Genomic DNA, 24403 nt, shown 5'->3' with positions numbered 1-24403 from the left:
TTTCGGCTTATGAAATTGCAGAAAATTCGCTTGCTCTCAAAATATTCCAGTTTAGTAACTGCACTCATTGGCAGCATCGCGCTTATCGGTTGGATATTTCACATCGAATTCTTCAGCAGTGGATTTCCCGGACTACCGCCAATGAGAGTAAATGCAGCTTTGGGATTGATTTTGAGTGGGATTTCTTTATGGTTTTGCCAAGAAAATAGTTATCAAAAGTTTAAGCGTTCACTTTCTTGTGGACTTGCTATTGTAGTTGCTGGCATAGCTTTGTTGACCTTAATTCAGTTTTTATTCAACATCAACCTGGGAATTGATGAACTACTAATCAAAGATTATACTGCCAGGATTGGTTACATACATCCGGGGCGGATGGCAGCGACAACAGCATTAAATTTCCTCTTGGTAAGTTTAGCTTTAATCTTATTAAATTTAGGCAATTACAGTCTGGCTCAGGGATTTGCATTTGGCAGTTTCTTAATTTCCCTTTTAGGACTGACTGGGTATATTTATCAAGTTCAAGATTTTTACGATTTTGTTTCCGGTAGTAGCACTGCACTAAACTCAATTATCGCTTTTTGTATCTTATCTTTGGGAATTTTGTTTGCCCATCCTGAACAAGGTTGGTTAAAAGTTATTACTAGTCCTTATGCAGGTGGAATTACTGCCCGTAGCTTGTTGCCATTTGTGATTGGTTTACCCTTACTGATGGGAAGCTCTTTGATATTATCTTACCGCTATAAGTTGATGCCAATTGAAGTTAGCATTATATCCCGCAGCACGATCAACATTGTGATTTTGGGTGTTGTTACCTGGTGGAATGCTAGATTTTTGAACAAACTGGATTTGAAACAACGACAAACTGAACTGGAATTACGTCAATCTCATGAACAATTAGAAAACCGCGTGGCAGAACGCACAGCTGAATTGACTAATGCTAATAATTGCTTGCTTACGAGCTATCAATTATTAGAGTCCGTAATTGAAGGTATTTCCGATGCGGTATTTGTCAAAGATAGTTCCGGGCGCTATGTTCTGGTTAATTCGGCAATGAGCCAAAAACTTGGTAAATCTAAAGCGGAAATTTTAGGGTTCAATGATGATGATTTGTTTGCTCCAGAAACAGCCCAAAAGTTTATAGAAACAGATTGTCGCATTATGAAACAGAGTGAAACTCAGGTAATTGAGGAGGAAATATTAGAACATAATCAGCAGAAAACTTTTCTTTCGACAAAAAGCCCTTGGCTAGATAGCGATCGTAATGTAATTGGTGTAATCGGAGTAATTAAGGATATTACAGAACGCAAACAAACTGAAGCCGCATTAAAATATCGAGAATGGTTGGCGCGATTTTTTATAGAACATACTTCCATGCCAGCTGCCGTATTTGATAATGAAATGCGATATCTCATAGTTAGCCAACGCTGGTTAAATGATTACCGATTAGGAGAACAAGATATTATTGGACGTTCTCACTATGAGGTGTTTCCCGAAATTCCTCAGTGCTGGAAAGAAGTTCATCAAAGATGTTTAGCGGGTGCAGTAGAAAGTTGTGAAGAAGATCCTTTTCCTCGTGCTGATGGCACAGTTGATTGGTTGAGATGGGAAGTACGCCCTTGGTATGACGAGACGGGGGCGATCGGTGGGATCATTATGTTCACAGAGGTGATTACCGCACGCAAAGAAGCTGAATTTGCCTTAAAGCAAAGTGAACAGCGCTATGCTAATTTGGCTTCTGTGATTCCTGTGGGTGTTTATCGCAGCGATACTCAAGGTTACATTAACTATGTGAATCGGCGCTGGTGTGAACTGTCTGGATTAAGTGCAGAGCAAGCAATGGGAAAAGGCTGGGAGAACGTTGTACACCCAGAAGATCGCGATCGCATTAATACCGCTTGGGAGGAATCTGTCCACAATCAGAGCATTTTTTGTACAGAATACCGATATCAGCGTCCCGATGGTGCAATTAGCTGGGTTTATGGTCAAGCTGTAGCAGAGCGAGCCGCCAATGGTGAAATTATTGGTTACATAGGCACTGTGACAGATATTACGGAACGCAAACGCATAGAACAAGACCTGCAAGAAGCAAAACAGCGTGTGGTTAACATTTTGGAAAGCATGAGTGATGCCTTCGTTGCAGTCGATCGCGATTGGCAAATCACCTACGTTAACCAAATGACGGCGCAGATTAACCAGATGCCACCAGAAGAACTGATCGGCAAAAACCTTTGGCAGGGATGGTTTGCCACCATCGGCACGATCTGTGAAGAAAATCTCCGCCAAGCAATGGCTAACCTGACTCCGGTTCACTTTGAGTATTTCTGCGAACCTCGGCAGCGATGGTACGAAGTTCATGCTTATCCCTCAACGGAAGGACTAGGCATTTACTATCGTGATATTACCGAACGGCAAGCCGCGCTTCACGATCGCCAACAAGCCGAAGCCGCCTTGCAAGCGAGTGAAGAACAACTGCGTCTCACACTAGAATTTGCTCAGATTGGTAATTGGGCTTGGTATATTTTGGAAAATCGAGTTACTTGGAACAGCAAAATTTTCCAATTACTCGGTTTAGATCCCAATACTGTGGAAGCTAGCCATAACGCTTGGCGCGATCGCATTCACCCCGACGATCTAGAGCAAGTGGAAGCGGCTATTTATCAGGCACTCTTAAACCATACAGACTATGAGGCAGAATATCGGGTGATTTATCCTGATGGCAGTATTCATTGGTTAATGGGCAAAGGGCGCGGAATTTACGATCGCACTGGGCAACCTGTAAGAATGCTGGGTGTGATTATTGATATTACCGAACGGCAAGCCGCGCTTCACCAACGCCAACAAGCTGAAGCCGCCTTGCAAGCGAGTGAAGAACAACTGCGTCTGACTCTAGAATTTACTCAAATTGGTAGTTGGGATTGGCATATTCAGGAGAATCGAATTATCTGGAATCACAACCATTTCCAGTTGTTGGGTTTAGATCCAAAGACTGCGGAAGTAAATTATGAAATTTGGCGCGATCGCATTCACCCAGACGATATTGAGGGAGTGGAAGCTACTATTCGTCACGCTCTCTTAACCCGCATCGACTATGACACAGAATATCGGGTGGTTTATCCCAATGGCAGTATTCATTGGAGAATGGCTAAAGGACGAGCCATTTACGATCGATCCGGGCAACCTGTCAGAATGCTGGGTGTGATTATTGATATTAACGATCGCAAACAAGCTGAAGAAGCCTTGCAAGCGAGCGAAGAACAACTGCGTCTGACTCTAGAATTTACTCAAATTGGTAGTTGGGATTGGCATATTCAGGAGAATCTAATTATCTGGAATCACAACCATTTCCGGTTGTTGGGTTTAGATCCAAAGACTGCGGAAGTAAATTATGAAATTTGGCGCGATTGCATTCACCCCGATGATATTGAGGGAGTGGAAGCTACTATTCGTCACGCTCTCTTAACCCGCATCGACTATGACACAGAATATCGGGTGGTTTATCCCAATGGCAGTATTCATTGGAGAATGGCTAAAGGACGAGCCATTTACGATCGATCCGGGCAACCTGTCAGAATGCTGGGTGTGATTATTGATATTAACGATCGCAAACAAGCAGAAATTGATCTTAGAGAAAGTGAAGAACGTTTGCGGTTAGCTTTGCAGGCTACCAATCAGGGATTTTATGATTTGAATGTCCAAACTGGAGATGCGATCGTCAGTGCAGAATATACCCGAATATTGGGTTATGAACTGGAGGAATTGCAGGAAACAAATGCTAAATGGAGAGAACGTTTGCACCCAGAAGAAAGAGAAACTGTTTATCAAGTTTATGCTGATTATATTGCTGGGAAACGCGATGAATACCGAGTGGAATGTAGACAAAAAACTAAGACAGGTGAATGGAAGTGGATTCTGTCTGTAGGTAAAGTTGTAGAGTGGGATAAGTCTGGCAAACCAATACGAATCCTTGGTACACATACAGATATTAGCGATCGCAAACAAACTGAAGCAGCATTACTTGCCAGTGAAAAACAGCTACGTTCCATCTTGGAAAATATGCCCGTAATGTTAGATGCCGTTGATGCTGATGGTAACATTATTGTTTGGAATCAAGAATGCGAAAGAGTTACAGGTTATTCGGCTGAGGAAATTATGCACAATCCCCAAGCCTGGGAAAAACTTTATCCTGAGCCAATTTATCGTGAAAAAATGTTAACTCAATGGCTAACTATAGGTCATAATTATCGCAATTGGGAATGGAATTTACTTAGCAAAAATGGCGAAATTAAAACTATTGCTTGGTCAAACATTTCTGAATTTTTTCCGGTTCCTGGTTGGACAGCTTGGGGCGTGGGTATTGATATTAGTGAGCGGAAAAAAGCTGAAATAAAGATTATCCAACTTAACCAAACATTGGAACAGCGAGTCAAAGAACGAACGGCAGAACTCGCAGCGGCAAATCAAGAATTAGAAGCTTTTTCTTATTCAGTTTCTCATGATTTACGCGCACCTTTACGCGGGATTGATGGATTTAGCAAAGTTCTTCTAGAACGTTATGCTAATCAATTGGATGAGCAGGGTAAACATTACCTCGATCGCATTCGCGCAGGTACGCAACGCATGGGCGAGTTGATAGAGGATATGCTGATGCTCTCACGGGTAACTCGCGCCGATATGAAGCGAGTTCCGGTAAATTTAAGTGCGTTAGCGCAAGAAATTAGTGAAAATTTAAGCGAATCTCAACCACAACGTTCTGTACAATGGAATATAGCTCCCGAAATTACAGTTTTGGGTGATGCAGCACTGTTAAGAATTGTATTAGAAAATCTATTGAGTAATGCTTGGAAATTTACTTCAAATTGTACACAAACACAAATTGAATTTGGTACTACCCTAATTTCGGACAATACACCAGCTTACTTTATTAGAGATAATGGTGTCGGTTTTGACATGACTTATGTTCATAAACTATTCATTGCTTTTCAACGCTTACATTCCACTAATGACTTTCCCGGTACGGGTGTGGGATTAGCGATCGTCCAAAGAATTATTCATCGACATGGTGGGAAAGTTTGGGCAGAGGGAATTATCAATCAGGGCGCAATATTTTATTTTTCTTTGGAGTGAAACAAAAAGTTTTACACCAATGATGAAATATTATTAATCTTTGATTAGGATTTATTGCCATGCCATATTCTATAAATACACCAGGTTTACTGCTGTTAGTCGAAGATAATGCTGATGATGAAGAACTAACGCTGATGGCATTTGAGCAAGGTGGAATCACTAATCCAGTGGTTGTAGCGCGAGATGGCGTAGAAGCATTAGATTATTTGTTTGGAACAGGAATTTATCGCGATCGACCAGCAGAGAACTTGCCAGCTTTAATTTTGTTAGATTTACAACTCCCTAGAATTAATGGGTTAGAAGTGCTACAAAGGATTAGGCACAATCCTCAAACTCAGCTGATTCCAGTTGTAATTTTGACTACATCAAACGAACAACAAGATTTAGTAGAAAGCTATAGCCTGGGTTGCAATAGTTACATTCAGAAACCAGTAGACTACGATCAGTTTCTCAATGTTATTCAGCAATTAGGTATGTATTGGTTGGTTATAAATTCTCCTCCGCCTTTATCTGCTGCTTATGAGTAACGAAATTAGGGTGCTAATAGTTGAAGACAATCCAGATGATGCAGAATTGATGATACTCGAACTAGAAATGAGTAACTATATAGTCATCTGGGAAAGAATAGAAAACACGAATCAAATGAGTGCAGCCCTCGATCGCCAAACTTGGGATATGATTTTGGCTGATTACTCTTTACCTCAATTTAATGCTCTAGCTGCACTTTCTTTAATGCAGGAAAAGAATTTAGATTTGCCATTTATTATAGTTTCTGGTTCAATTGGAGAAGAAATTGCTGTAGCCGCAATGCGTGCAGGTGCTCACGACTATTTGCTTAAGAATAGTTTATCTCGATTAGTCCCAGCTGCTGAACGAGAATTGCGAGAAGCACAGGTGCGACGGGAACGGAGACAAGCTCTCCAAGATATTCAAATGCTGGCATTTTATGATGAGCTAACCGGATTACCAAATCGCACACTTTTTCTCCAAGATTTACAAGAGTGCATTGATGAGTTTAAACAACAGCCAAATTTATTTGGTGTGATTTACCTAGATATCGATCGCTACAAAAGTGTCAAATATGGGTTTGGACATCTGAAAAGTAATCAATTTATAGTTAAAGTCGCGCAACGATTAGCAGCTTGGATTCAACCAAGCGATCGACTAGCTCGTATTGGGGAAGATGCCTTTGGTTTATTATTGAAAAATTTGTACAATTTGGATGAACTAAGCGAAAAAGTCGCTCAAGTTCATCAAATTCTTCAACTCCCTTTTCAAGTAGACAAATCATTAATTTATTCATCAGTTAGCATTGGCGTTGTCGATAGTACAATGGCTTACCATCAGGCAGAAGAATTTTTCCGGGCAGCCGATACTGCTACTTATAATGCTAAAAAACAAGTGGGAAATACTCTTATTTTTAATTCTCAAATGCAGACGGAAGAGCTAGAGCGGCTGCGACTAGAAGCTGATTTACAACAAGCAATTCAACAGCAACAATTGCATTTAAATTATCAACCAATTATTTGTTTAAATAATAACAACCTTGTAGGTTTTGAGGCATTGGTAAGATGGCATCATGGAGAACGGGGATGGGTTTCGCCGGGAGAATTTATTCCTTTAGCAGAACAGACTGGACTGATTATTCCTCTGGGTGAATGGGTGTTAACCGAAGTTTGTCGGCAAATGAATTTGTGGGAAAAAGAATTAGCAAGAGCTTTGCCTTTGAGCATTGCTGTTAATCTTTCAGGAGTACAACTTACTCAAACTAATTTAGTTAGCGTTGTTGAACAGCTATATCAAAAATATTCTTCTAAAAAAATTTATTTTAAGTTAGAAGTTACAGAAAGCGTATTAATGAAAAATGGCGAAGTAGCGATCGAAACTCTGGCAAAATTGAGAGCCAATGGTATCCAAATTTGTATTGATGATTTTGGAACTGGGTATTCATCCCTGGCATATTTACATATTTTACCAATTGATACTGTAAAGATCGATCGATCTTTTGTCAATCAAATGACTGAAGATAGTAGAAATTTAGATATTATGGAAACAATTATTACTTTGGCGCATCGTTTGGATTTAGATGTAATCGCTGAGGGTGTGGAAACGCAAGCACAAAGGGACATTTTGCGATCGCTTCACTGCGAATATGGGCAAGGATACTTTTTTTCTAAACCACTCCCTCCAAAAGAAATTGTTAATTGGATTCGTCAGCTCTCACACATCTAAATTCCTTATTGAGGTTGCAGGGATGCAGGGGAGCTCCAAGAGCTCCAAGAGCTCCTGGAGATGGGGAGAAAATAATTTCTGTTACTCGTTCCCAGGTTCCCCTGCTGCAAGATCTGAGTCTACTGATTAGCCTGATTAGCAGTGTTAGTGCGACGAATGTACCCCTCTACATTCTGTATTGCTCTGGAAGCATAATTATCTCCCGGACGTTCTTCCAACGCTCTTCTAAAGTTTATCAACGCAGTTTGATAATCTCTCTGTTGAGTTGCTGCGTACCCAATTCTCATGTAGCGGGTGTAGTTGCCAGATTGCACATTACCAGTGGAATTAGTTCCGCTATTACTTCTGTTTCCATTAGTTCCATTGACACCAGTACCATTAGTTCCATTCACGCCAGTACCAGTACCATTAGTTCCATTCACGCCAGTACCAGTACCATTAGTTCCATTCACGCCAGTACCAGTACCATTAGTTCCATTCACGCCAGTACCAGTAGTTCCATTGACACCAGTACCAGTTCCATTAGTTCCATTCACGCCAGTACCAGTTCCATTAGTTCCATTCACGCCAGTACCAGTACCATTAGTTCCATTGACACCAGTACCAGTAGTTCCATTGACACCAGTACCAGTACCATTAGTTCCATTGACACCAGTACCATTAGTTCCGGTAGTTCCGGTAGTTCCATTAGTTCCATTGACACCAGTTCCAGTAGTTCCATTTACGCCAGTACCAGTTCCAGTAGTTCCATTTACGCCACTTCCAGTGCCATTAGTTCCGGTAGTTCCGGTAGTTCCGGTAGTTCCAGTAGTTCCGCCTCCAGTACCAGTTCCAGCGCCAGTACCAGTACTTTGAGCTAGTAATTGTGTGTTTCCTGTCGTTGAAAGATTGGAGTTAGAATTATTTAATGCTAATACGGGAAAACTCATTAAAACAGTAGCACTGATAATTCCTGTAAAGCTAAGTAATTTATTAGCTGACTTTTTCTGCTGTGATTTGCTCATTGTTTTTTCCTGTATTTTTGGTGGAACTTTTGTTAGCTAAAACCGAATGAAAAGTAGATTGATTATTCTTGCCAACCCAATGGTGGTGCAATTAAAGTTTCTTCTGCTTGACCAACACTATGACCTGGTTTATTGACAATTTGTACTGTACTTGCTTGCATTCCTCGATCGCCTTCTGTAGCAAAAAAGCGAACACCTGTACCGATTTCTATGCGATCGAAATCATCATGCAAAACACTGTTGCGATGGAAATAAATGTCTTGTCCATCATCTATGGTTTTAATAAACCCATATCCTTGTTCCCGGAACAGCTTAGTCACTAGTCCCATAGTGTCATCTGCTTGATTATTATCCTTGGCTTTATCGCTTTCTCTTTGTTGCCTAGCAAGCTCTCTAACTTGACGTTGTGCCATTTTAAAAGCATCTCGGATTACAGTATCAACATCAACGTATTGATTAGTTTCCCCTGGATTACTTTCAGCAACAATTTCTTGATCTGGCGGTATAGTGATATCAATTCGCACTCGATAGGGGGAACCTCCACTGGGGCGGTCGTGAATTTTTTCAATAGCAATATGACAACTACTGATGTAATTACAAACTCTCTCCAGTTTGTCTATTTTCTCTTGAACTAATGAGTCAATAGCAACGGTTTTTTCTACGTTCCTGTAGGTAATTTCTGGTGCGATTTTCATAGGCTGAGTTCGGCAAATACTTTTGATTAAAAGTTTTATTTCACATTGGCGTTATTGACTCAATAGTAAAAAGAGAAAAAGTTAGTTTCCTCTGACTAATGGTGGTGATATTTTATTTACTGGTCTATCAAAAGTATGAATCACAATTAACTACAACAACCAAATTTTTAGGAGGTATTTTTTGGTGAATCACTCAGACTAACGCTACTTAAAAATAATTATTCGCCTTTAATACTCTCGTCTGGCTATGTCAAGCAAACTGGGCAATGGAGTTAGTTAAGCTGTCACGCATTTAAATCACTTATTGAGATCGCAGGGGGGATCTCGGAGCAGGGGCGCTGAGGAGAGAATTAGACCAATTTTCTTCTGTTTCCAAACAATCTAATTTAATTGCGGAACAGCTTAACGCTGTAATTTTTTGTATACTTAATATAAATAATATTATTCTTTTAAAAGTATTACCGATTTTACAGCAACTCAATCGCAGGGTAAAAACCCTACAACTCAGGTCGGTTTTTGCTACTAATTGCTGACAGCTATGTTAAAAAATATTTAGACATAATAAGAAAAGAATTAAATAAACAGAGGTTAATTATGTTTCCTTTTTGGGGTTATAACTGTTACGGTAATGAAGGTGTTTCTCGCAGAGGTCGCTTAGAACAAAAGCTAAGATTCTTGAAATGGATGCGCGATGATTTGGAAACTAGATTGGCTGGTATTAATGCTGCGATCGACAAAGTTGAACAGCAACTAGGTCAAGAAGACGCAGCTTAATCCTTGAATATTATTCACTATTAATCAGCCAAGTTAGCTTTTAAAAAATACAGAAAGCCTCAGCATAAATTATGCTAGAGGCTTTCTAAGTATAGGCAGCGATTTGGTATAATTATGAAATATTACAGTAAAACATCTATGCAAGACTGGTGGAAAAGCACATTTCCTAAAGGTCGGGAAATTATAAAAATTACCGATGCTAGTGGATATCCTGTTTCTATCGCTTATGGTGAAAAGGGAGAGGGTAAACCGTTATTTTTAATTCATGGTATTGGCGGCTGGAGTTATAATTGGCGTTATAATATAGAAACTCTTGCCAAGTATTTCCGGGTAATTTGTTTTGATGCTAAAGGTTATGGATTTTCAGACAAACCTTTATATCGCGAAAAAAACAATCATCAAATTATTGAATTCAAAAGGATTATTAGTGCGCTTTGCGATCGACCTGCGATCGTAGTAGCAGAATCGCTAGGAGGATTAATCAGTCTTGCAGTTGCACAGGATTATCCCGAATTAATCTCCGATTTGATTGTAGTAAATGTTCCCATTTTTGCCGATAATTTACCTCATTGGGGGATGTCGTTACTATCACAAATTCCCTTGGAATTATTACAAGCAGCTGATTTAGGTCGCATCACTACTTTATTTGCACCTTTGGTAAAAGAAATTTTGGCGATCGAAAGGCGATCGGTGTTATTCGATCCGACAAAATTTACAGAAACAGATGCTTATTGGATGAGTTATCCTTATATTCAGTTTCCCGGAACTTTGACAAAAGCAGCAGAAGACATTCAAATTGCGGTAAAAGAGATTCAGCGAAACCAAAATAAACAGCCAAATTTAATCAGTAAAATTCAAAAAAATTTGACTGTTATTAAATGTCCCACATTAATTTTATGGGGTCAACAAGATAGTTGGTTTCCCTATAAACATGGCGAAAAGTTATCTAAACTTTTACCCGGTTCGCAGTTAAAAATTCTTCCCAATTGCAATCATGATGCTTCTTCGGGTTCTCCAGATGCGGTTAACGCAGCAGTTTTGCAGTTTTTAAAGAAGGTTTGAAAAGTGAAAACCCTGTAGAGACGTTGTATACAACGTCTCTACTTTTTTGGAGTTGTCTATTAAAGCATTGGTGAGATCCCGTAACTTGCAAGTAAATCTCTGTCTGAATCTATGCAACGACCGGGGAAAAAATTTGGGTTGTCTATTAGTTCCCAAGAATAGGGAATTTGAGAAGGAAAAACTTGTATTTCCATATCTGTTTCATCAACAGCCAAGTCTACCCCGTCTGAATAAGCCTCTTCTATAGCTTCATCTAGGAAAGGTTTTAAACTAGGGTTTTCCTTGATTAGTTTTTTAATTTTTTTGCGCTGTTCACGAATTGTTCTGATCCAGCTTTTAGTTCTTTTATCAGGTTGATATTCCCACTTCAGTAAATGTCCAAGTAGAACGGACAGACGATTTACTATTTCTTGTTTTTCCTGTTTACCCAAAAAATTTATTTCCTCAATCAAATTCTCAATATCAAGATTATTTAGGTCACGCTGACGCAATAACTCTACTTGTTTTTGAGTCCAAGCGTAAAAATCCGTTTCGTATAGGTCGATGAGTGGAAGGTTCATAGTTTCTTCCTCAGATGGCTTTATACCCATTCTAATGAGTCTTTGTCGGCTGACTTTGTTTGTGTAGTTGCGGTTTTAACAGTTTTTCTAAGTTTAGCTGATTTTCTAAGCTAGAGAACAAAGAAAAGTTGGTCAAGCAAGGAATAAAAAATGAGTTGTTAGAATTGGATGATTTTGCCAATTCTGCTTCGGGGATAACTTGATTATTTCTCCTGAATTTACGGCGTTGGAAAATACTTTCTATGAGTGCCCAACGTTTTTTTTGCAAGCTGACTGTCGCTGCTTTATTTTGACGATAACGGATAGTTTCCAGAGGAATTCCCAGTTGTTTAATTAGTTGATTAAAAATGTAAATATTGGAGTGTTTAGGGGAATTGGGATTTAAATTCAAACCTAAGATTAGGTTAACTTGTTTGTAATGTTTCCATACTAATTTAGCTAAGGGTTCTAAGTCTTCATTAGTTAAAGTTTCGCCGCTTAATAGGCGATCGATCCATTGCAAAAGTCCCAAACGTTCTCGCACAATCCGTTCTTGTTCTTTAGTGTAAATATTGGGAATAAATAAACCGAGTTTCCATTTTGCTTGAAGTGCGATCGTTTTTTCGTCTCTTTCAACAGCTAGTCCATAACGCAAGTCTTCATAACGGGAAATAGCCCCAGATAACTGAGAATAAACTTTTACTAATTCCGGGGTTATTTCTACTTCTTTTTGTACCGCCGCCCATTCCGCTACTTGGGTTTTTTCTAAGTTTAATCTCTCCTCTGCGGTGATGACTTCTTGAGATTCTAATTGTTGTTTTTCATGAGAAGATAAAAGACGAGAATTAGCAACAGCTTGGTAATGTGCAACTTGAATTTTGTTTCTCACCTTTTTAGTCAAATTTTGGAAAACTGGACTAGAATTAACAGTAATAATTTTCAGGTAATTTCCTTCATATTTTAACCTAGCAATTACCGCCTCTCTTAAGTTCCACATTGCTGCATTACTATTAGCTTCTATTTGCGCCCATAGTTTTTTATGACAACACTTTTCCCAATCGATCGGTGTATTTACAACCGCCAACATTTCCGGGGATAAACTCATTCTAATTAATCCCACTTCCAAATCCCAACGAGATTTTAGTTCCCGCAAAACTACGAACGGAGATTCAGATTTAGAAACCGAACAGAAGTTTTTTCCACAATTAGCCACCCAAATATAGCGGGGTACAGGATGTCTAACCCTGGCTAAAGATTGGGCAATATCTGCGTCATTAACTACGCCATAAAAAATGCCAATTACTGCATCAAACCATTCTGCTTCAATACTTACCCCAGTGGACATACTAGGGGTAGCAATGACGATATCATAAAGCGGTAATTTCTCATTAATTTGTCGGACATATTCTCGTTGTTCATTAAGATTTACGGTTTCGGAGTTGATGACTAGGATGCGATCGCGACTAATTCCCGCCTCCAACAAATTAACCAAAACATTGGAACTTTTCAACGAATCAGTAGCAATAAATAACCTTTTCCCACCTGTCGCCATTTCTACAGTATCAGCAATCATCGCACTATCATCTAAAGAATTATAAATAGTGCAACAATATCCCGCAGTTTGGTATTGATTTTGAATCAGAAAAACCTCATCTTCACCACGTAAAGCTTTAACATAATCGATCGCAAAATTGTCCAAATCAGCATCAGCAATAATTACTCGCGCCGCCACTTTAATAATCTCTTCAAACCTAGATAATATTGCAGGTCTTCTACCTTCTTTATTACAAGTACTGCTAGTAAGTAAAGCCCGGAAAACCTGGCAAACTTCATCAATTACCACCGTCGCCCCCATAAATTGAAACGGACGAATTCCTAACAAAGATTCAACACATAAACCCAACCGCCAAGTCGGATAACCATTTTCATCAATATAATAACCATTACCTTTATCTGCATCAGTGCGCCAAGTGTAACCCAATCTTTCTGCAAGCGAACGACCTAAAAATATACGATGAGTTAAAGATAATAACCGTTCATTTTCCGCAGTAACTTGAGCAATTAATTTAGTTTTCCCCGTACCTTTACCAGAAGCGATCGCAATAATTCCCGTTTGCGGTAACTCTAAACCAATAGTAGATAAATCAGCAACATTAAGTTTTACAGTCGCAGGAATTGTTAAACTAGCTTGTTTTTTAATTAACCAATTCCATTGTCCTAATGACAAAGCATTATTATAAGCTTGCTCAAATGCTGCTTCACCTTCAGCAACAATTAAATCATCTACACCTTTTTGGGGAGTGTTCCAGGTAATTACTTTAACTGGACATTTACCTTCATTAATTAAAAGCTGGGCTGTTTTTTTAATCGCTAAATTAACTGCGTTAGCAGATTGTTCTTTAGTATCTCGATCGAAACAAAAAGCAAATTGTCTCCCATCTTTGACAAAGGATTGTAAATCAGGAATTAAAGTAGCAGTTTTACTAAATTTGTCTACTCTTCTACCGTTCCAAATTCCTGGTAAAGCAATAGCAACAAAACCGACACTTAAAAGTGCAGCAGCTTTTTTTGCGCCTTCAGTAATAATAATAGGTAGCCGAGATTGTGTAATTACCCAATTCCAAAAACCTAACGCTTCACCTGTTTTTGTAATCTCAATATCTTGCGGAATTACTAAATTAAATCTTTCCGCAATTTTGAGCCAAATCTGCAAAGTTACAGGTAAGAAAAAAGCCCTAGTAGCAATTTTCGGTGGATGTTCATATTTAATCAACTTATTTTTTGCACCCAAACGCGGTTGATTAGGTTTAAAACATCCCCATTCGATCGCTTCCCCAGTTTCGGGATCAACGCCATTGCACCACCAACCGCCATTTGTAGCGTGCTCGTAGCGTTTGATCAAACCAAGAGATAGTCTAACCGCACTGTTACGCGGGAGTTCGGTTGAGTAGCAGAGGTAGTTGTAGATGGTTTCACCTTTGAGACTGGTGACGCAAAGGGAAATTAAGTCAGGGTCTACACCGCTAGCAACCCAATCATTCCAATGGTTTTGTTCGATGTAGTCAGGTTTGCACTTCATGGAGGCTATTTAAGGACGCGAGTTATCGGTTCTGAACTTCAGTTTCAGAACATAAGAAAGTCAACCCGTCAACACTAATTATAGAGTGCTGCGGGTGGGGTTTGTATGATAACACGCTATAGGTAGAGTCTGTCTAACTCAAGGGAAGAAGAGATGGGAAGGTGGGGAGATAGGGCTTGCAGCAGCCGAGGTAGAACCTCCCAAGACCTCGTTCCCAGGTTGAACCTGGGAACGAGAAATAGAGGCTCCGCCTCGTGGTGCAAGCTCTCAGAGATAGGGAAATAGGGGGCATTTTGAGAGAAAAGCACTTCTATTACTGGTTGCCCATCACTTCCTTCATCCCCAATCTTCTCTACACTAAGCAACACAGTGCGCTGGCATAGCTTGCTCAACCCGTTGTTGAATGGGAATTTCAATAATAAATTCTGTACCCCCGCCCGATACAGATTGGCAGTGCAATTTACCACCATGTTTTTCGACTACAATTTGGTAGCTAATTGATAATCCCAAACCAGTGCCTTTACCCACAGATTTAGTAGTAAAGAAAGGTTCAAAAAGTTTGGATTTTACTTCTTCTTTTATTCCTGGGCCATTATCCTTGATGCAAATTCTCATCCAGTTATCTTTGATAATCTGGGTAGAAATGTGAATCGTCCCAGGTTGATGAATGTTACCTATAGAACAGCATTGTTGATAATATTCATCTAAGGCATCAATAGCATTAGACAGAATATTCATAAATACTTGATTCAGTTGTCCTGCATAGCATTCAATTGCAGGTAATTGACCATATTCTTTAATAACTTTAATTCCAGGATGCTCTGGTCTAGCCTTTAAGCGGTGATGTAAAATTGTCAGGGTGCTGTCAATTCCTTCGTGAATATTCACTGCTTTAACTGCTGCTTCATCTACGCGAGAGAAAATTCGCATTGATTTGACAATTTCGTGAATTCGTTGTGTTCCAGTATTTGCTGAATTTAGAAGTTTTAATAAATCATCTTTAATGAAATCTAACTCAATGTTTTCGAGTTCAGCTTGAATCCGAGGTGTTGGTTCTGGGTAATCTTCTTGATACATTTCTATAAGTCCCAAAATATCCTGAATATAATCTTTTGCATAAGTGAGATTGCCATAAATAAAATTTATTGGGTTATTAATTTCATGGGCAATACCTGCTACCATTTGTCCTAAACCAGACATTTTTTCACTTTGAATAAGTTGCACTTGCATTTGTTGTAATTCACTGTAAGCTTGAGTTATTTCAGCAACTTTCTGCTCTAACAAAGCATTCTTTTCTTCTAGGTTGGTGTTTAATTCATAGAGCTTGAGATGTAATTTGACACGAGCTAAGACTTCTTCTTGCTGAAATGGTTTGGTAATATAATCAACGGCTCCAAGTTGAAACCCTTCAACTTTATTGGCAATATCAGAAAGTGCTGTCATAAAGATAATGGGAATATCTTGAGTTAGGGGATTTGCCTTTAATTGACGACAGGTTTCAAAGCCATTAATTTCTGGCATCATTACATCTAATAAAATCAGATTGGGTAAGGCATATTGAACTCTTTCTAGAGCTACTTTGCCTGATTGTGCTACCCAAACTTCTAGTCCAGCCTGATCCAAGGTATCAGATAATACTCCTAAATTGGCTAGGTTATCATCAACAATCAGAACAGTAGCATTTTGCATATTAGCTAACCTCATATTTTTACTTGAAGGACTGAATTAAAGCCAAAATTTCTCGGTCTTGAAATCCTTTTGCTAGTTGACACAACTTTTTGGCAAAAAGTGTGTATTTCCGATCGATTTCTTCCAGCAAGTGTGCTTGTTTAATAATTCGCTTGAAATTGCCTTTCATAGCTAATTCATACAGAATTGCCAGTTCTTCTGCTGGCGGGGAAATTAATTCCTGATGTTCCAGAGTGGTTGCAGGTAAAGCTATTTTTTCTTCGTAAATCCATTGGAGTTGGAGATATTTTTGAAGTTTTTCGAGTAATTCTTTTGCCATGACTGGTTTTGGGAGAAAATCGTTCCCTCCAGCTTCTATGCTTCTGTATTGATCTGATTCAAAGACACTGGCAGAGGAAACGATAATCTTTAAATCTTGGAATGTTTCTGAGTGGCGAATGCGTTTAATTAGTTCAAATCCATCTCCTTTGGGCATCAATAAGTCAGTGAGGATTAAATTTGGTTGATGTGCGAGGATTTTTTGCCAAGCTTCCTGTCCACTTGTGGCTTCAAAGACTTTAAAACCGATCGGACTAAGTAAGTTATTAATTACCGATCGATTTTCCCACTTATCATCAACGACTAAAATTATAGGTTGAGCGCCTTTAATTCCAATAATTTGTCCTTGCTCATCAGTTTGAGAGGTTTTAATCCATTCAGTTGCTTCTGGCAAATCAACATCAAACCAGAAAATACTACCAACATTAACTTCGCTTTGCACCTGAATTTGACTACCCATTAATCCGACAAGTTCTCGGCTAATTGCTAATCCTAATCCTGTTCCTTCCGACTGTCTTCTTGCATCACTTACTTGTTCAAATGGTAAGAAAATTGCTTCCAATTTTTCCGAGGCGATGCCAATACCTGTATCGCGGACTTGAAAGCGAATTTTTCCTGGTGCTGCGAAGCTAACGGTGAAGGTGACGCTACCTGTATCGGTAAATTTGATCGCATTTGTCAGCAGGTTAATTAATACTTGGCGCAACCGTTTTTCATCGGCGTGAATCCCGATCGGCAATTCAGTAGCAGATTGATAATAAAATTGGATTCCCTTAAGTTCGGCGCGAATGCGGCACATTTCAGCAACCCCTTGGAGAAATGCGGGAAAGTGAAAATCAGTTGGCAATAATTCCATTTTTTGCGCTTCGATTTTCGACAAATCTAAAATGTCATTAATTAAGGTGAGTAAATGGGAACCGCATTGGTACATTACTTCTATGCGCGATCGATCTTCTTCAATTAAAGTTCTACCCCGCAACAGAATTTGAGCATAACCAATAATCCCATTAAGTGGAGTCCGTAACTCATGACTCATATTGGCGAGAAATTCACTTTTTGCCCGATTAGCTGTTTCCGCTGCTTCTTTAGCTTTAGTAAGGGCGATTTCTGCTTTCTTGCGTTCTGTAATATCAGCACATATACCAATCCATTCGCGAACGCTGCCATCAGCTTCCAAAATCGGCACCGCTCTGGTATTCATGTAGCGATACTCGCCATCATGACGGCGCACGCGATACTCAACTTCGTAAGGTGTGCTGTTAGCAACTGCGGCTAACCAAATTTTACTAGTATAGGGATGATCGTCTGGATGAATGGCTTTAAGCCAACCCCAGCCTTTGTAGTCGGCAAAAGTCTGTCCTGTGAAGTTGCTCCAACTAAATTGATTGGGGAATAGTTCGCCTTGAGCATTAGTGTTCCAAATGATATCGGTGGTGGCTTCAATTAGCGATCGAAATCTCTGTTCACTTTGTTGCAAGGCGATTTCAGCTTGCCGACGTTCTGTAATATCGGTACTTGCACCAATCCACTCGCAAACGCTACCATCAGCATCTAAAATTGGTATTCCTCTGACGCTCATGTAGCGATACTCGCCATCATGACGACGTATACGAAACTCGTCTTGGAAAAGTGTGCCGTTAGCAACAGCGGTTGACCAAGCTTTAGCAACGCGGGATAGGTCTTCTGGATGAATTACCTTGGCCCAACCCCCGTCTTTGTAGTCGGCAAAAGTCTGTCCTGTGAAGTTGCTCCAACTAGATTGATTGGGGAATAGTTCACCTTGAGCATTTGTGTTCCAAATGATTTGGGCGGTGGCTTCAATTAGCGATCGAAATCTCTGTTCGGTTTGTTGCAGGGCAATTTCAGCTTGCCGACGTTCTTTAATATCAGTATGTACCCCAATCCACTCACGAATGCTACCATTAGCTTCTAAAATCGGCACTGCTCTGACGCTCATGTAGCAATACTCGCCATCATAACGACGCAAACGATGCTCAACTTGGTAAGGGGTGCGGTTAGCTACTGCGGTTGACCAAGCTTTAGCTGTGTGCGCTCGATCCTCTGGATGAATCGCATCTAACCAACCCCAGCCTTTGTATTCGGCAAAACTCTGTCCTGTGAAGTTAGTCCAAGCAGATTGATTGGGGAATAGTTCGCCTTGAGCATTTGTGTTCCAAATGATTTGAGCGGTGGCTTCAATTAGCGATCGAAATCTCTGTTCGCTTTGTTGCAGGGCGATTTCTGCTTGTTTGGACTCGGTAATATCCCGCACTACCGACAGTGCATAAAGCTTACCATCTTGCCAATAAGGAACTGCTGTAACTTCAACATCAATAGGAGTACCATCTTTACATAAATCAATAGCTTGGCAGGAAAATTGTTTACCCGCCCTTACAGTTTTAATAAACTCTGGAAACAGAAAGTAATAGTCAGGATGAATAAAAGTTCCGGGTGCTAATTTCAGAAATTCTTCTACTGTATAGCCGTGTATTTTTGCCTGTGCAGGGTTGGCAGCAATTATGTTTCCACTTTCTAATTCATAAATCCCAATCCCATCTTTAACAGATTCAAAAATACTCCGATATTGCGATTCTTTTTGCCTTAATGCTGCTTCAGCTTGCTGACGTTCAGTAATATCTGTATTTGCACCTATCCATTCGCGAATCGTCCGATCGGGATTTAAAATTGGTACAGCACGACAACTCATGTAGCGATATTCACCATCATGGCGGCGCATCCGAAATTCAACTTCATATAACGATCGCTCATTAACAGCTTTCGCCCAACGATTGGCAACATATTTGCGATCGTCTGGATGAATTATATCGAGCCAACCCCAGCTTTGATACTCGGCAAAAGTCTGTCCGCTGAATTTGCTCCAAGTCGGTTGTTCGTTAATTAGTTCGCCTTCAGCATTCGTGTTCCAAATAACTTGAGCAGTAGCTTCCATTAAAGATCGGAAACGTTCTTCGCTTTGTTTGAGAGCATCTTCTGCGGCTTTGCGTTCCCGAAGCGTGGCAAGCCGTTCGTGAACATCTGTAGAAATTCCCACGATCTCCCGAATGCTACCATCCTCATTTAAAACCGGAACACCTTGCGCCATAAAATAGCGGTAGGTTCCATCTTTAGAGCGGAGTCTGTATTCTGCATTGTAAAAACTTTGTGTTGCCACCGCTTGCTGCCAAAGTTTCACAACTATTTGGCGATCGTCAAGATGAATGGCATCTAACCAACCCAAACCTCTAGCTTCTGCTTCCGTCTGTCCAGTGAAAGCCCTCCAACTCACTGTATCATGTACTCTTCCTTTCACATCCGCCACCCAAACCAACTGAGACATAGCAGAGAAAAACGCTTCAAACCGTTCTTTACGCACCCTAAGTTCTGCCTGAAGTTGGAATAATTCCTCTTCCAGTGCAGCAGTTCGCTCTGCAACTAACCGTTCTAGCGTTTCATTCACTATTTCCTGTTGCTCTGGCGCTGGCGAATTTCCAGATTGGAAGTTCTTGCTCATGCTTTTTCCTACATATCATTAATAATTTCGAGAATATAGTTCAATCAGAAATACTAAGACAAACTGCTCAAATTGCTCCCTTACAATCAAGAGTTCTCATAAATAGTAAAAACTAACGACTTATCCAAAATTTATCCCCTATATTTTATCCTTACAAAATCAACCACTTCAGTTACCTTTATTTTTATACAATTGAACATTTTTTGTAACCGTAATTTCCCTTATTTAACACTTTTTTTTGCTAATACATCATCACTGTTATTTAATTTACAAAAGACAAAATATTTCTAAAGATAGATCCAAAATAAGCTCTTTTATACCTAGTGATTATAATTAACCAAAACAAGAACAATTATCACTGTTATTGTTCCCTGTTTTCTATCCCCCATTTGGAATAGTAAGCATTGCCGAGGCTTCCTCGTGAATTTCCTTCAACTTGGTGATTACCCATTTCTCGTGCAATAACTAAACTTTGTTGATGATATTCGATCGCCTTGCCTTAGTCTCCCACAGAATTGTCAGCATCCCCCGAAATTGCTGTAAAAGTCGATCGGCTTCAGTTTTCTTTTTACTATTTGTCTGCACCGATACTTATCCCAAAACTTTGTAATTTAAGCGAGACCCCCAACTTCTTAGAGAAGTTAGAGAACTATGTAAAATTGCTTAATAACCATGTAACTTTATGGTTGTTAATTGTTTTGTTAATATCTATTCCGAATAATTAAGTGTAATTAAGATTAAGTTTAGTTAAAGAAGAGAGTAGCTTAAAGAAAATTATTAGAAACGAATCTAACTCTTATGGTAAATCTTTAACAATAATCAATAACTTTGAGGAAAACAACCTGCATAAACTTTTATTTAGAACCAAAGTATGTATAAGTTGTCACTTGGGTAACAGGTAATAGGTAAGGATGAAAAATTGAAGTGTAATTCTGCAACAAAGTTTTTCTAGTTTTCCTGTAACTTCTGCAATCCAAGCAACAGTAATTAATACCTAGTAAGACTTGTTGCTCTTGCATTTTGTCTGACTGTGGACTAGGATATTACCCTAACAAATTTTTTAATGCTGAACCTAAAAAGGCGATCGCAAAAACTTATACATAAGTGATGGTAATCACTGTGTTCGGTTCAATAATCCTAGAAGCTAGAACCAGTGAGAAAGTTACCTCTAAGCAAACAATAAAATTCAAATGCAGATAATAGACTTTTCCAAAAAATTTCCTGAATTGATGGTGTGAGTAGTGTAGTTTGTTGCCTGTTGTAGAGATAGGGAGTAATAATGCTGTGAGTAAATTCTTCAGATTAATTTAAGAATTTGTGGGTTCACCAGCCATGCTTATCTTAATAAGATCGGCGTAATTTTGAATCAGTTTCTAGAAATTAAAAGCAGACAATCATCACCCAATTTCCAGCCAATTTCCGCTTTCTGTCTTACAAACAAGTATCCCAGTTTTTATTCCATACAGAATTTTTGTTAGTTGGAATACATATATAACTATAGACAGATAAAGCAGAGGAAATTGCACCGGAAACCGATTTTCCCATTTTGACAACCTATAGAAACTTAGCAAAACAAATTCTCGATTTCCCCAAAACTTCCCGATTCCTTTGAATACTTCAAGTAAAGAGCAGCTAGCAATCAGGAGTAGCATGGAAGCACAACCGATCGTAGGCTTGAAAGAAGCTGTTGAAGAACGACGTGCAGCCCGGAGTTTTCGCCCCGATCCGATTCCTGAAGGAGTACTTTCAGAAATCTTACGTTTAGGAGTAAGAGCACCTTCAGGATATAATTTGCAACCTTGGCGCTTTATTGTAGTCAAGCAACAAGAAAACAAGGAGAAGCTAAAAGCCTGTGCTTTTAATCAACGTCAAATCAGTGAAGCCCCTGTAGTTTTGATTTGTTGTGGCGATCGCCTAGTTTCCCAACCAGAATACATTGAAAGTATTATTAAACTAGGCATAGAAGCTCAAGCAATGAATGAAGCTTTCGCCAATTATATGCGAGAGCAAATCCCAGTTTTGTTTCAATATCACCCCTGCTTTGAATCAGTAGAAGCTTGGACAAATCGCCACACAATGCTAGCAGTTGCACATATTATGATTGTGGCTAAAAGTTTTGGGGTAGATAGTTGCCCAATGGAAGGATTTATCACCGCCCAAGTTAAAGAAGCCTTCAACATTCCAGAACATTTAGATGTGTGCTGTTTGTTACCCCTTGGTTATGCAACCGAACCATTTAAATTATACGGAGGACGCTTTAAAATTGAGCAGGTTTGTTACAGCGAAAGCTACGGTGAACCCTTCAAAATTTAGGAAATTTTAAGTTTTTCACACCTCGTTATTTGCCAAAATAATGTGCAAAAGAACAAATAAAAACTATTAGCAACAAGCGTGAAACTATGATGACAACGCCTTACAAAAATGCCGTATTAGACGACAAAGAACTACAAGCAGCATTGAGTCAAATTAACCCAAAATTTGGGGATTTCGTAACTCGCGTAGCCGGAGAAGCTTGGGGTTTACCATTAATCGATCAAAAAACCAAAGCTTTAATTACTGTTGCTGTTGATGTAGTAATTCAAGACCAAGTAGGGCCTGGAAGTCCTTTTGGAGCGCACGTTAATATGGCGATGAAGCAAGGAGCAACTCGCGCCGAAATAGAAGAATTACTGTTATTTATGTGCGTCTATGCAGGCTTCAATAAAGTGGCAGGTTGCTTTGGGGCATTGAATGAAATTTTAGGTTCACAATCCTAAGCAGAAATCAAATTTATTTTCTTGTAAATTCCCAAAATTACGCTTATGCTGTTGGCGAAACAATCACTAGAATCAACAATTACTAAGGCTGATTATTCAGCACGCGATCGCGAAGGAAAAGTTGCCTTTTACGTGCTGTTGTGGAAAAGAAAAGGCATTAGCTTAGAACTTTTCGACGACTATTGGCGAAACGTTCACGGCCCAGTTTGCGCCCGCTTACCTGGACAACATCAATATTGGCAATTTCACGTTGCCCCAAATGAAGGCGGTCTGTGGCCTAGTTTAGGTGGTCTGGTGCAAGCTTCCTCTGAAGATGAACAATTTCATGGAATAGCCGAGTTAACTTTTAGAAGCGAACAAGACCGTCAAACTTGGTTTACATCTGCTGCCATTTTGATGGATGACGAACACAATATCTTTAGTAAAGCGATCGGATATAACAGCAGTCCAGGTAATTCTATCACTTATGTCGATCGCATTGATAACGGCGTTCCCAACGGCAAAGTTGATGCAGAAAAATTCCACGTCATGGTGAGAAAAGCTGATGGCGCAAGCGTAGAAGAATTTCGGAAATACTTAAAAGAAACTTTTGCTCCCGCCATTGCTAAACATCCCAGAGTCATAAAATTCCGCCTTCATCTATTTGATGAAGTCGATCTTTCCCGCCCAGATGCAGCCGGAGTAGCTCACTCTGAACCCAGAGAAAAATCTTATGACGCTGCTTTTGAAATTGCTTTTGGAAATCGCTTGGATCTGGAAATAGTTTTAAATTCTCCAGAATGTCAAACCATAGTCAAAGACCTGCCCAAATATGTGAAAGCTGTTAGACCATTTCCCGAAAGAACAGCTTACGCATTCGTCTATAACGACGAAATGACCTTAGCAGGACAACGCAGTTCTTCAGTCGCAGAATTAATTTCCAACATCGGTGCAACCAACCAATTACAACAGGATATCGAATCGCTTATGCTGTACCAACAATTAAATTCCACCTCTACAAATGGCAATGGTTCTACCAACGGACACCAAACTTCTCAAAATGGACAAACAGCTGTCAGAAAGCGCCAAAATTATTACAAAGACCTCTCCGCAGACTATTCTCGCCCCGGACTTGTTAGCTCTTACGTTGCCAAAAAATTGATTGAAGATGCCGAAAAATATGTGGCAATGAAAGAGCGAATTATGCCCGAAATTAGCTCCAATTACACCTTAGAACAAATTGAGAGAGAAAACCGCGAATGGTGGCCGACTCACTGCGAAGCTTTGCGACAAGGCAGAGGCGATATCTTAACAGGTGAATATCGCGATGACCTAGTTTATTTGTGTCAAGACGGGCCTTATTTTGGCTTAGGTGAACAAAAAGAACGGGAAAAACATTGGTGGGCTTTAATTGCACAACCAGGGGTAACAATGTGTTGGCCTATTGTGATGTTTCACGGCGAAGTTACCTACTTTGAATGGAAGTGTGTAGACGACGAAACTAACGAAACACTCGCCAAAGGAAATGTAACTTGGGTACGTCGCGGACATCGCGGAGGTTGTTATTTGAAAACCGAACAATTGACTTTCTATCGTGATGTTTACGCACCTAATGAGTTAATTCAATTAATCACCACATAG

The 24403-nt window shown here is 39.7% G+C and carries 14 protein-coding genes; 8 read left to right on the top strand and 6 right to left on the bottom strand.

The annotated features are described in order from the left end of the window. The first annotated feature begins 9 nt into the window (after positions 1 to 9). From IQ264_RS03860 to IQ264_RS03850, 3 genes are read left to right on the top strand one after another with little or no spacing between them, the layout of a single operon-like run. Positions 10 to 5124 carry a PAS domain-containing sensor histidine kinase gene (locus tag IQ264_RS03860; RefSeq protein ID WP_193978785.1) on the top strand — a complete coding sequence of 1705 codons (5115 nt, stop codon included), beginning with the start codon at positions 10 to 12 and terminating at the stop codon, positions 5122 to 5124. Positions 5125 to 5183: 59 nt separating this feature from the next. Next, a complete protein-coding gene (locus IQ264_RS03855) occupies positions 5184 to 5651 on the top strand; it encodes a response regulator (RefSeq protein WP_193978783.1) in 468 nt (155 codons plus the stop codon). After that, positions 5644 to 7356, top strand: coding sequence for a putative bifunctional diguanylate cyclase/phosphodiesterase (locus IQ264_RS03850; RefSeq protein ID WP_193978781.1), 1713 nt, complete (start codon positions 5644 to 5646; stop codon positions 7354 to 7356). The genes IQ264_RS03855 and IQ264_RS03850 overlap by 8 nt, the downstream gene beginning before the upstream one ends. 119 nt (positions 7357 to 7475) lie before the next feature. Here IQ264_RS03850 and IQ264_RS03845 read toward each other — a convergent pair whose 3' ends face one another. Next, positions 7476 to 8360: a hypothetical protein gene (locus IQ264_RS03845; RefSeq protein ID WP_193978779.1), complete on the bottom strand. Its 885-nt coding sequence runs from the start codon at positions 8358 to 8360 to the stop codon at positions 7476 to 7478. A 62-nt stretch (positions 8361 to 8422) separates the two neighbouring features. Then, on the bottom strand, positions 8423 to 9055 hold the full coding sequence (locus IQ264_RS03840; protein ID WP_193978777.1) for an HPF/RaiA family ribosome-associated protein: 633 nt from the start codon (positions 9053 to 9055) through the stop codon (positions 8423 to 8425). Positions 9056 to 9649: 594 nt separating this feature from the next. Between IQ264_RS03840 and IQ264_RS03835 the strand changes: the two genes are divergently transcribed. Both IQ264_RS03835 and IQ264_RS03830 read left to right on the top strand, forming a co-directional pair. After that, on the top strand, positions 9650 to 9829 hold the full coding sequence (locus tag IQ264_RS03835) for a hypothetical protein (protein ID WP_193978775.1): 180 nt from the start codon (positions 9650 to 9652) through the stop codon (positions 9827 to 9829). 114 nt (positions 9830 to 9943) lie between these two features. Next, positions 9944 to 10891, top strand: a complete 948-nt coding sequence (locus IQ264_RS03830) for an alpha/beta fold hydrolase (protein WP_228061272.1) — start codon at positions 9944 to 9946, stop codon at positions 10889 to 10891. 59 nt (positions 10892 to 10950) lie between these two features. Here the strand turns inward: IQ264_RS03830 and IQ264_RS03825 are convergent, their stop codons facing one another. From IQ264_RS03825 to IQ264_RS03810, 4 genes are all read right to left on the bottom strand, one after another. After that, the gene (locus tag IQ264_RS03825) at positions 10951 to 11481 is read right to left on the bottom strand and encodes a DUF29 domain-containing protein (RefSeq protein WP_193978773.1); all 531 of its coding nucleotides are present in this window, start codon (positions 11479 to 11481) and stop codon (positions 10951 to 10953) included. A 1-nt stretch (position 11482) separates the two neighbouring features. Continuing rightward, positions 11483 to 14509, bottom strand: a complete 3027-nt coding sequence (locus IQ264_RS03820; protein WP_193978771.1) for a plasmid replication protein, CyRepA1 family — start codon at positions 14507 to 14509, stop codon at positions 11483 to 11485. A gap of 357 nt (positions 14510 to 14866) precedes the next feature. Continuing rightward, positions 14867 to 16198 carry a sensor histidine kinase gene (locus tag IQ264_RS03815; protein WP_193978769.1) on the bottom strand — a complete coding sequence of 444 codons (1332 nt, stop codon included), beginning with the start codon at positions 16196 to 16198 and terminating at the stop codon, positions 14867 to 14869. Positions 16199 to 16217: 19 nt separating this feature from the next. Beyond that, positions 16218 to 20027: a PAS domain S-box protein gene (locus tag IQ264_RS03810; protein ID WP_193978767.1), complete on the bottom strand. Its 3810-nt coding sequence runs from the start codon at positions 20025 to 20027 to the stop codon at positions 16218 to 16220. Between the two features lie 1650 nt (positions 20028 to 21677). Between IQ264_RS03810 and IQ264_RS03805 the strand changes: the two genes are divergently transcribed. From IQ264_RS03805 to IQ264_RS03795, 3 genes are all read left to right on the top strand, one after another. Further along, positions 21678 to 22340, top strand: a complete 663-nt coding sequence (locus IQ264_RS03805; RefSeq protein WP_193978765.1) for a nitroreductase family protein — start codon at positions 21678 to 21680, stop codon at positions 22338 to 22340. 86 nt (positions 22341 to 22426) lie between these two features. Further along, positions 22427 to 22783, top strand: coding sequence for a carboxymuconolactone decarboxylase family protein (locus IQ264_RS03800; protein WP_193978763.1), 357 nt, complete (start codon positions 22427 to 22429; stop codon positions 22781 to 22783). 45 nt (positions 22784 to 22828) lie between these two features. Beyond that, the gene (locus IQ264_RS03795; protein WP_193978761.1) at positions 22829 to 24403 is read left to right on the top strand and encodes an EthD domain-containing protein; all 1575 of its coding nucleotides are present in this window, start codon (positions 22829 to 22831) and stop codon (positions 24401 to 24403) included.

It is taken from the genome of [Phormidium] sp. LEGE 05292 (assembly GCF_015207735.1).
GTDB lineage: Bacteria > Cyanobacteriota > Cyanobacteriia > Cyanobacteriales > Aerosakkonemataceae > Floridanema.
The sequence above is the reverse complement of the archived record's forward strand: the minus strand, read 5'-3'. Positions and strand labels throughout refer to the sequence as shown.

What these genes read in the sequence shown, in the direction of transcription:
- IQ264_RS03860 (WP_193978785.1), top strand. Translation starts at nt 10, where the DNA reads ATGAAATTGCAGAAAATTCGCTTGCTCTCAAAATATTCCAGTTTAGTA.
- IQ264_RS03845 (WP_193978779.1), bottom strand. Translation starts at nt 8,360, where the DNA reads ATGAGCAAATCACAGCAGAAAAAGTCAGCTAATAAATTACTTAGCTTT.
- IQ264_RS03840 (WP_193978777.1), bottom strand. Translation starts at nt 9,055, where the DNA reads ATGAAAATCGCACCAGAAATTACCTACAGGAACGTAGAAAAAACCGTT.
- IQ264_RS03800 (WP_193978763.1), top strand. Translation starts at nt 22,427, where the DNA reads ATGATGACAACGCCTTACAAAAATGCCGTATTAGACGACAAAGAACTA.
- IQ264_RS03795 (WP_193978761.1), top strand. Translation starts at nt 22,829, where the DNA reads ATGCTGTTGGCGAAACAATCACTAGAATCAACAATTACTAAGGCTGAT.
- IQ264_RS03805 (WP_193978765.1), top strand. Translation starts at nt 21,678, where the DNA reads ATGGAAGCACAACCGATCGTAGGCTTGAAAGAAGCTGTTGAAGAACGA.
- IQ264_RS03855 (WP_193978783.1), top strand. Translation starts at nt 5,184, where the DNA reads ATGCCATATTCTATAAATACACCAGGTTTACTGCTGTTAGTCGAAGAT.
- IQ264_RS03825 (WP_193978773.1), bottom strand. Translation starts at nt 11,481, where the DNA reads ATGGGTATAAAGCCATCTGAGGAAGAAACTATGAACCTTCCACTCATC.
- IQ264_RS03835 (WP_193978775.1), top strand. Translation starts at nt 9,650, where the DNA reads ATGTTTCCTTTTTGGGGTTATAACTGTTACGGTAATGAAGGTGTTTCT.
- IQ264_RS03850 (WP_193978781.1), top strand. Translation starts at nt 5,644, where the DNA reads ATGAGTAACGAAATTAGGGTGCTAATAGTTGAAGACAATCCAGATGAT.
- IQ264_RS03830 (WP_228061272.1), top strand. Translation starts at nt 9,944, where the DNA reads ATGAAATATTACAGTAAAACATCTATGCAAGACTGGTGGAAAAGCACA.
- IQ264_RS03820 (WP_193978771.1), bottom strand. Translation starts at nt 14,509, where the DNA reads ATGAAGTGCAAACCTGACTACATCGAACAAAACCATTGGAATGATTGG.
- IQ264_RS03810 (WP_193978767.1), bottom strand. Translation starts at nt 20,027, where the DNA reads ATGAGCAAGAACTTCCAATCTGGAAATTCGCCAGCGCCAGAGCAACAG.
- IQ264_RS03815 (WP_193978769.1), bottom strand. Translation starts at nt 16,198, where the DNA reads ATGCAAAATGCTACTGTTCTGATTGTTGATGATAACCTAGCCAATTTA.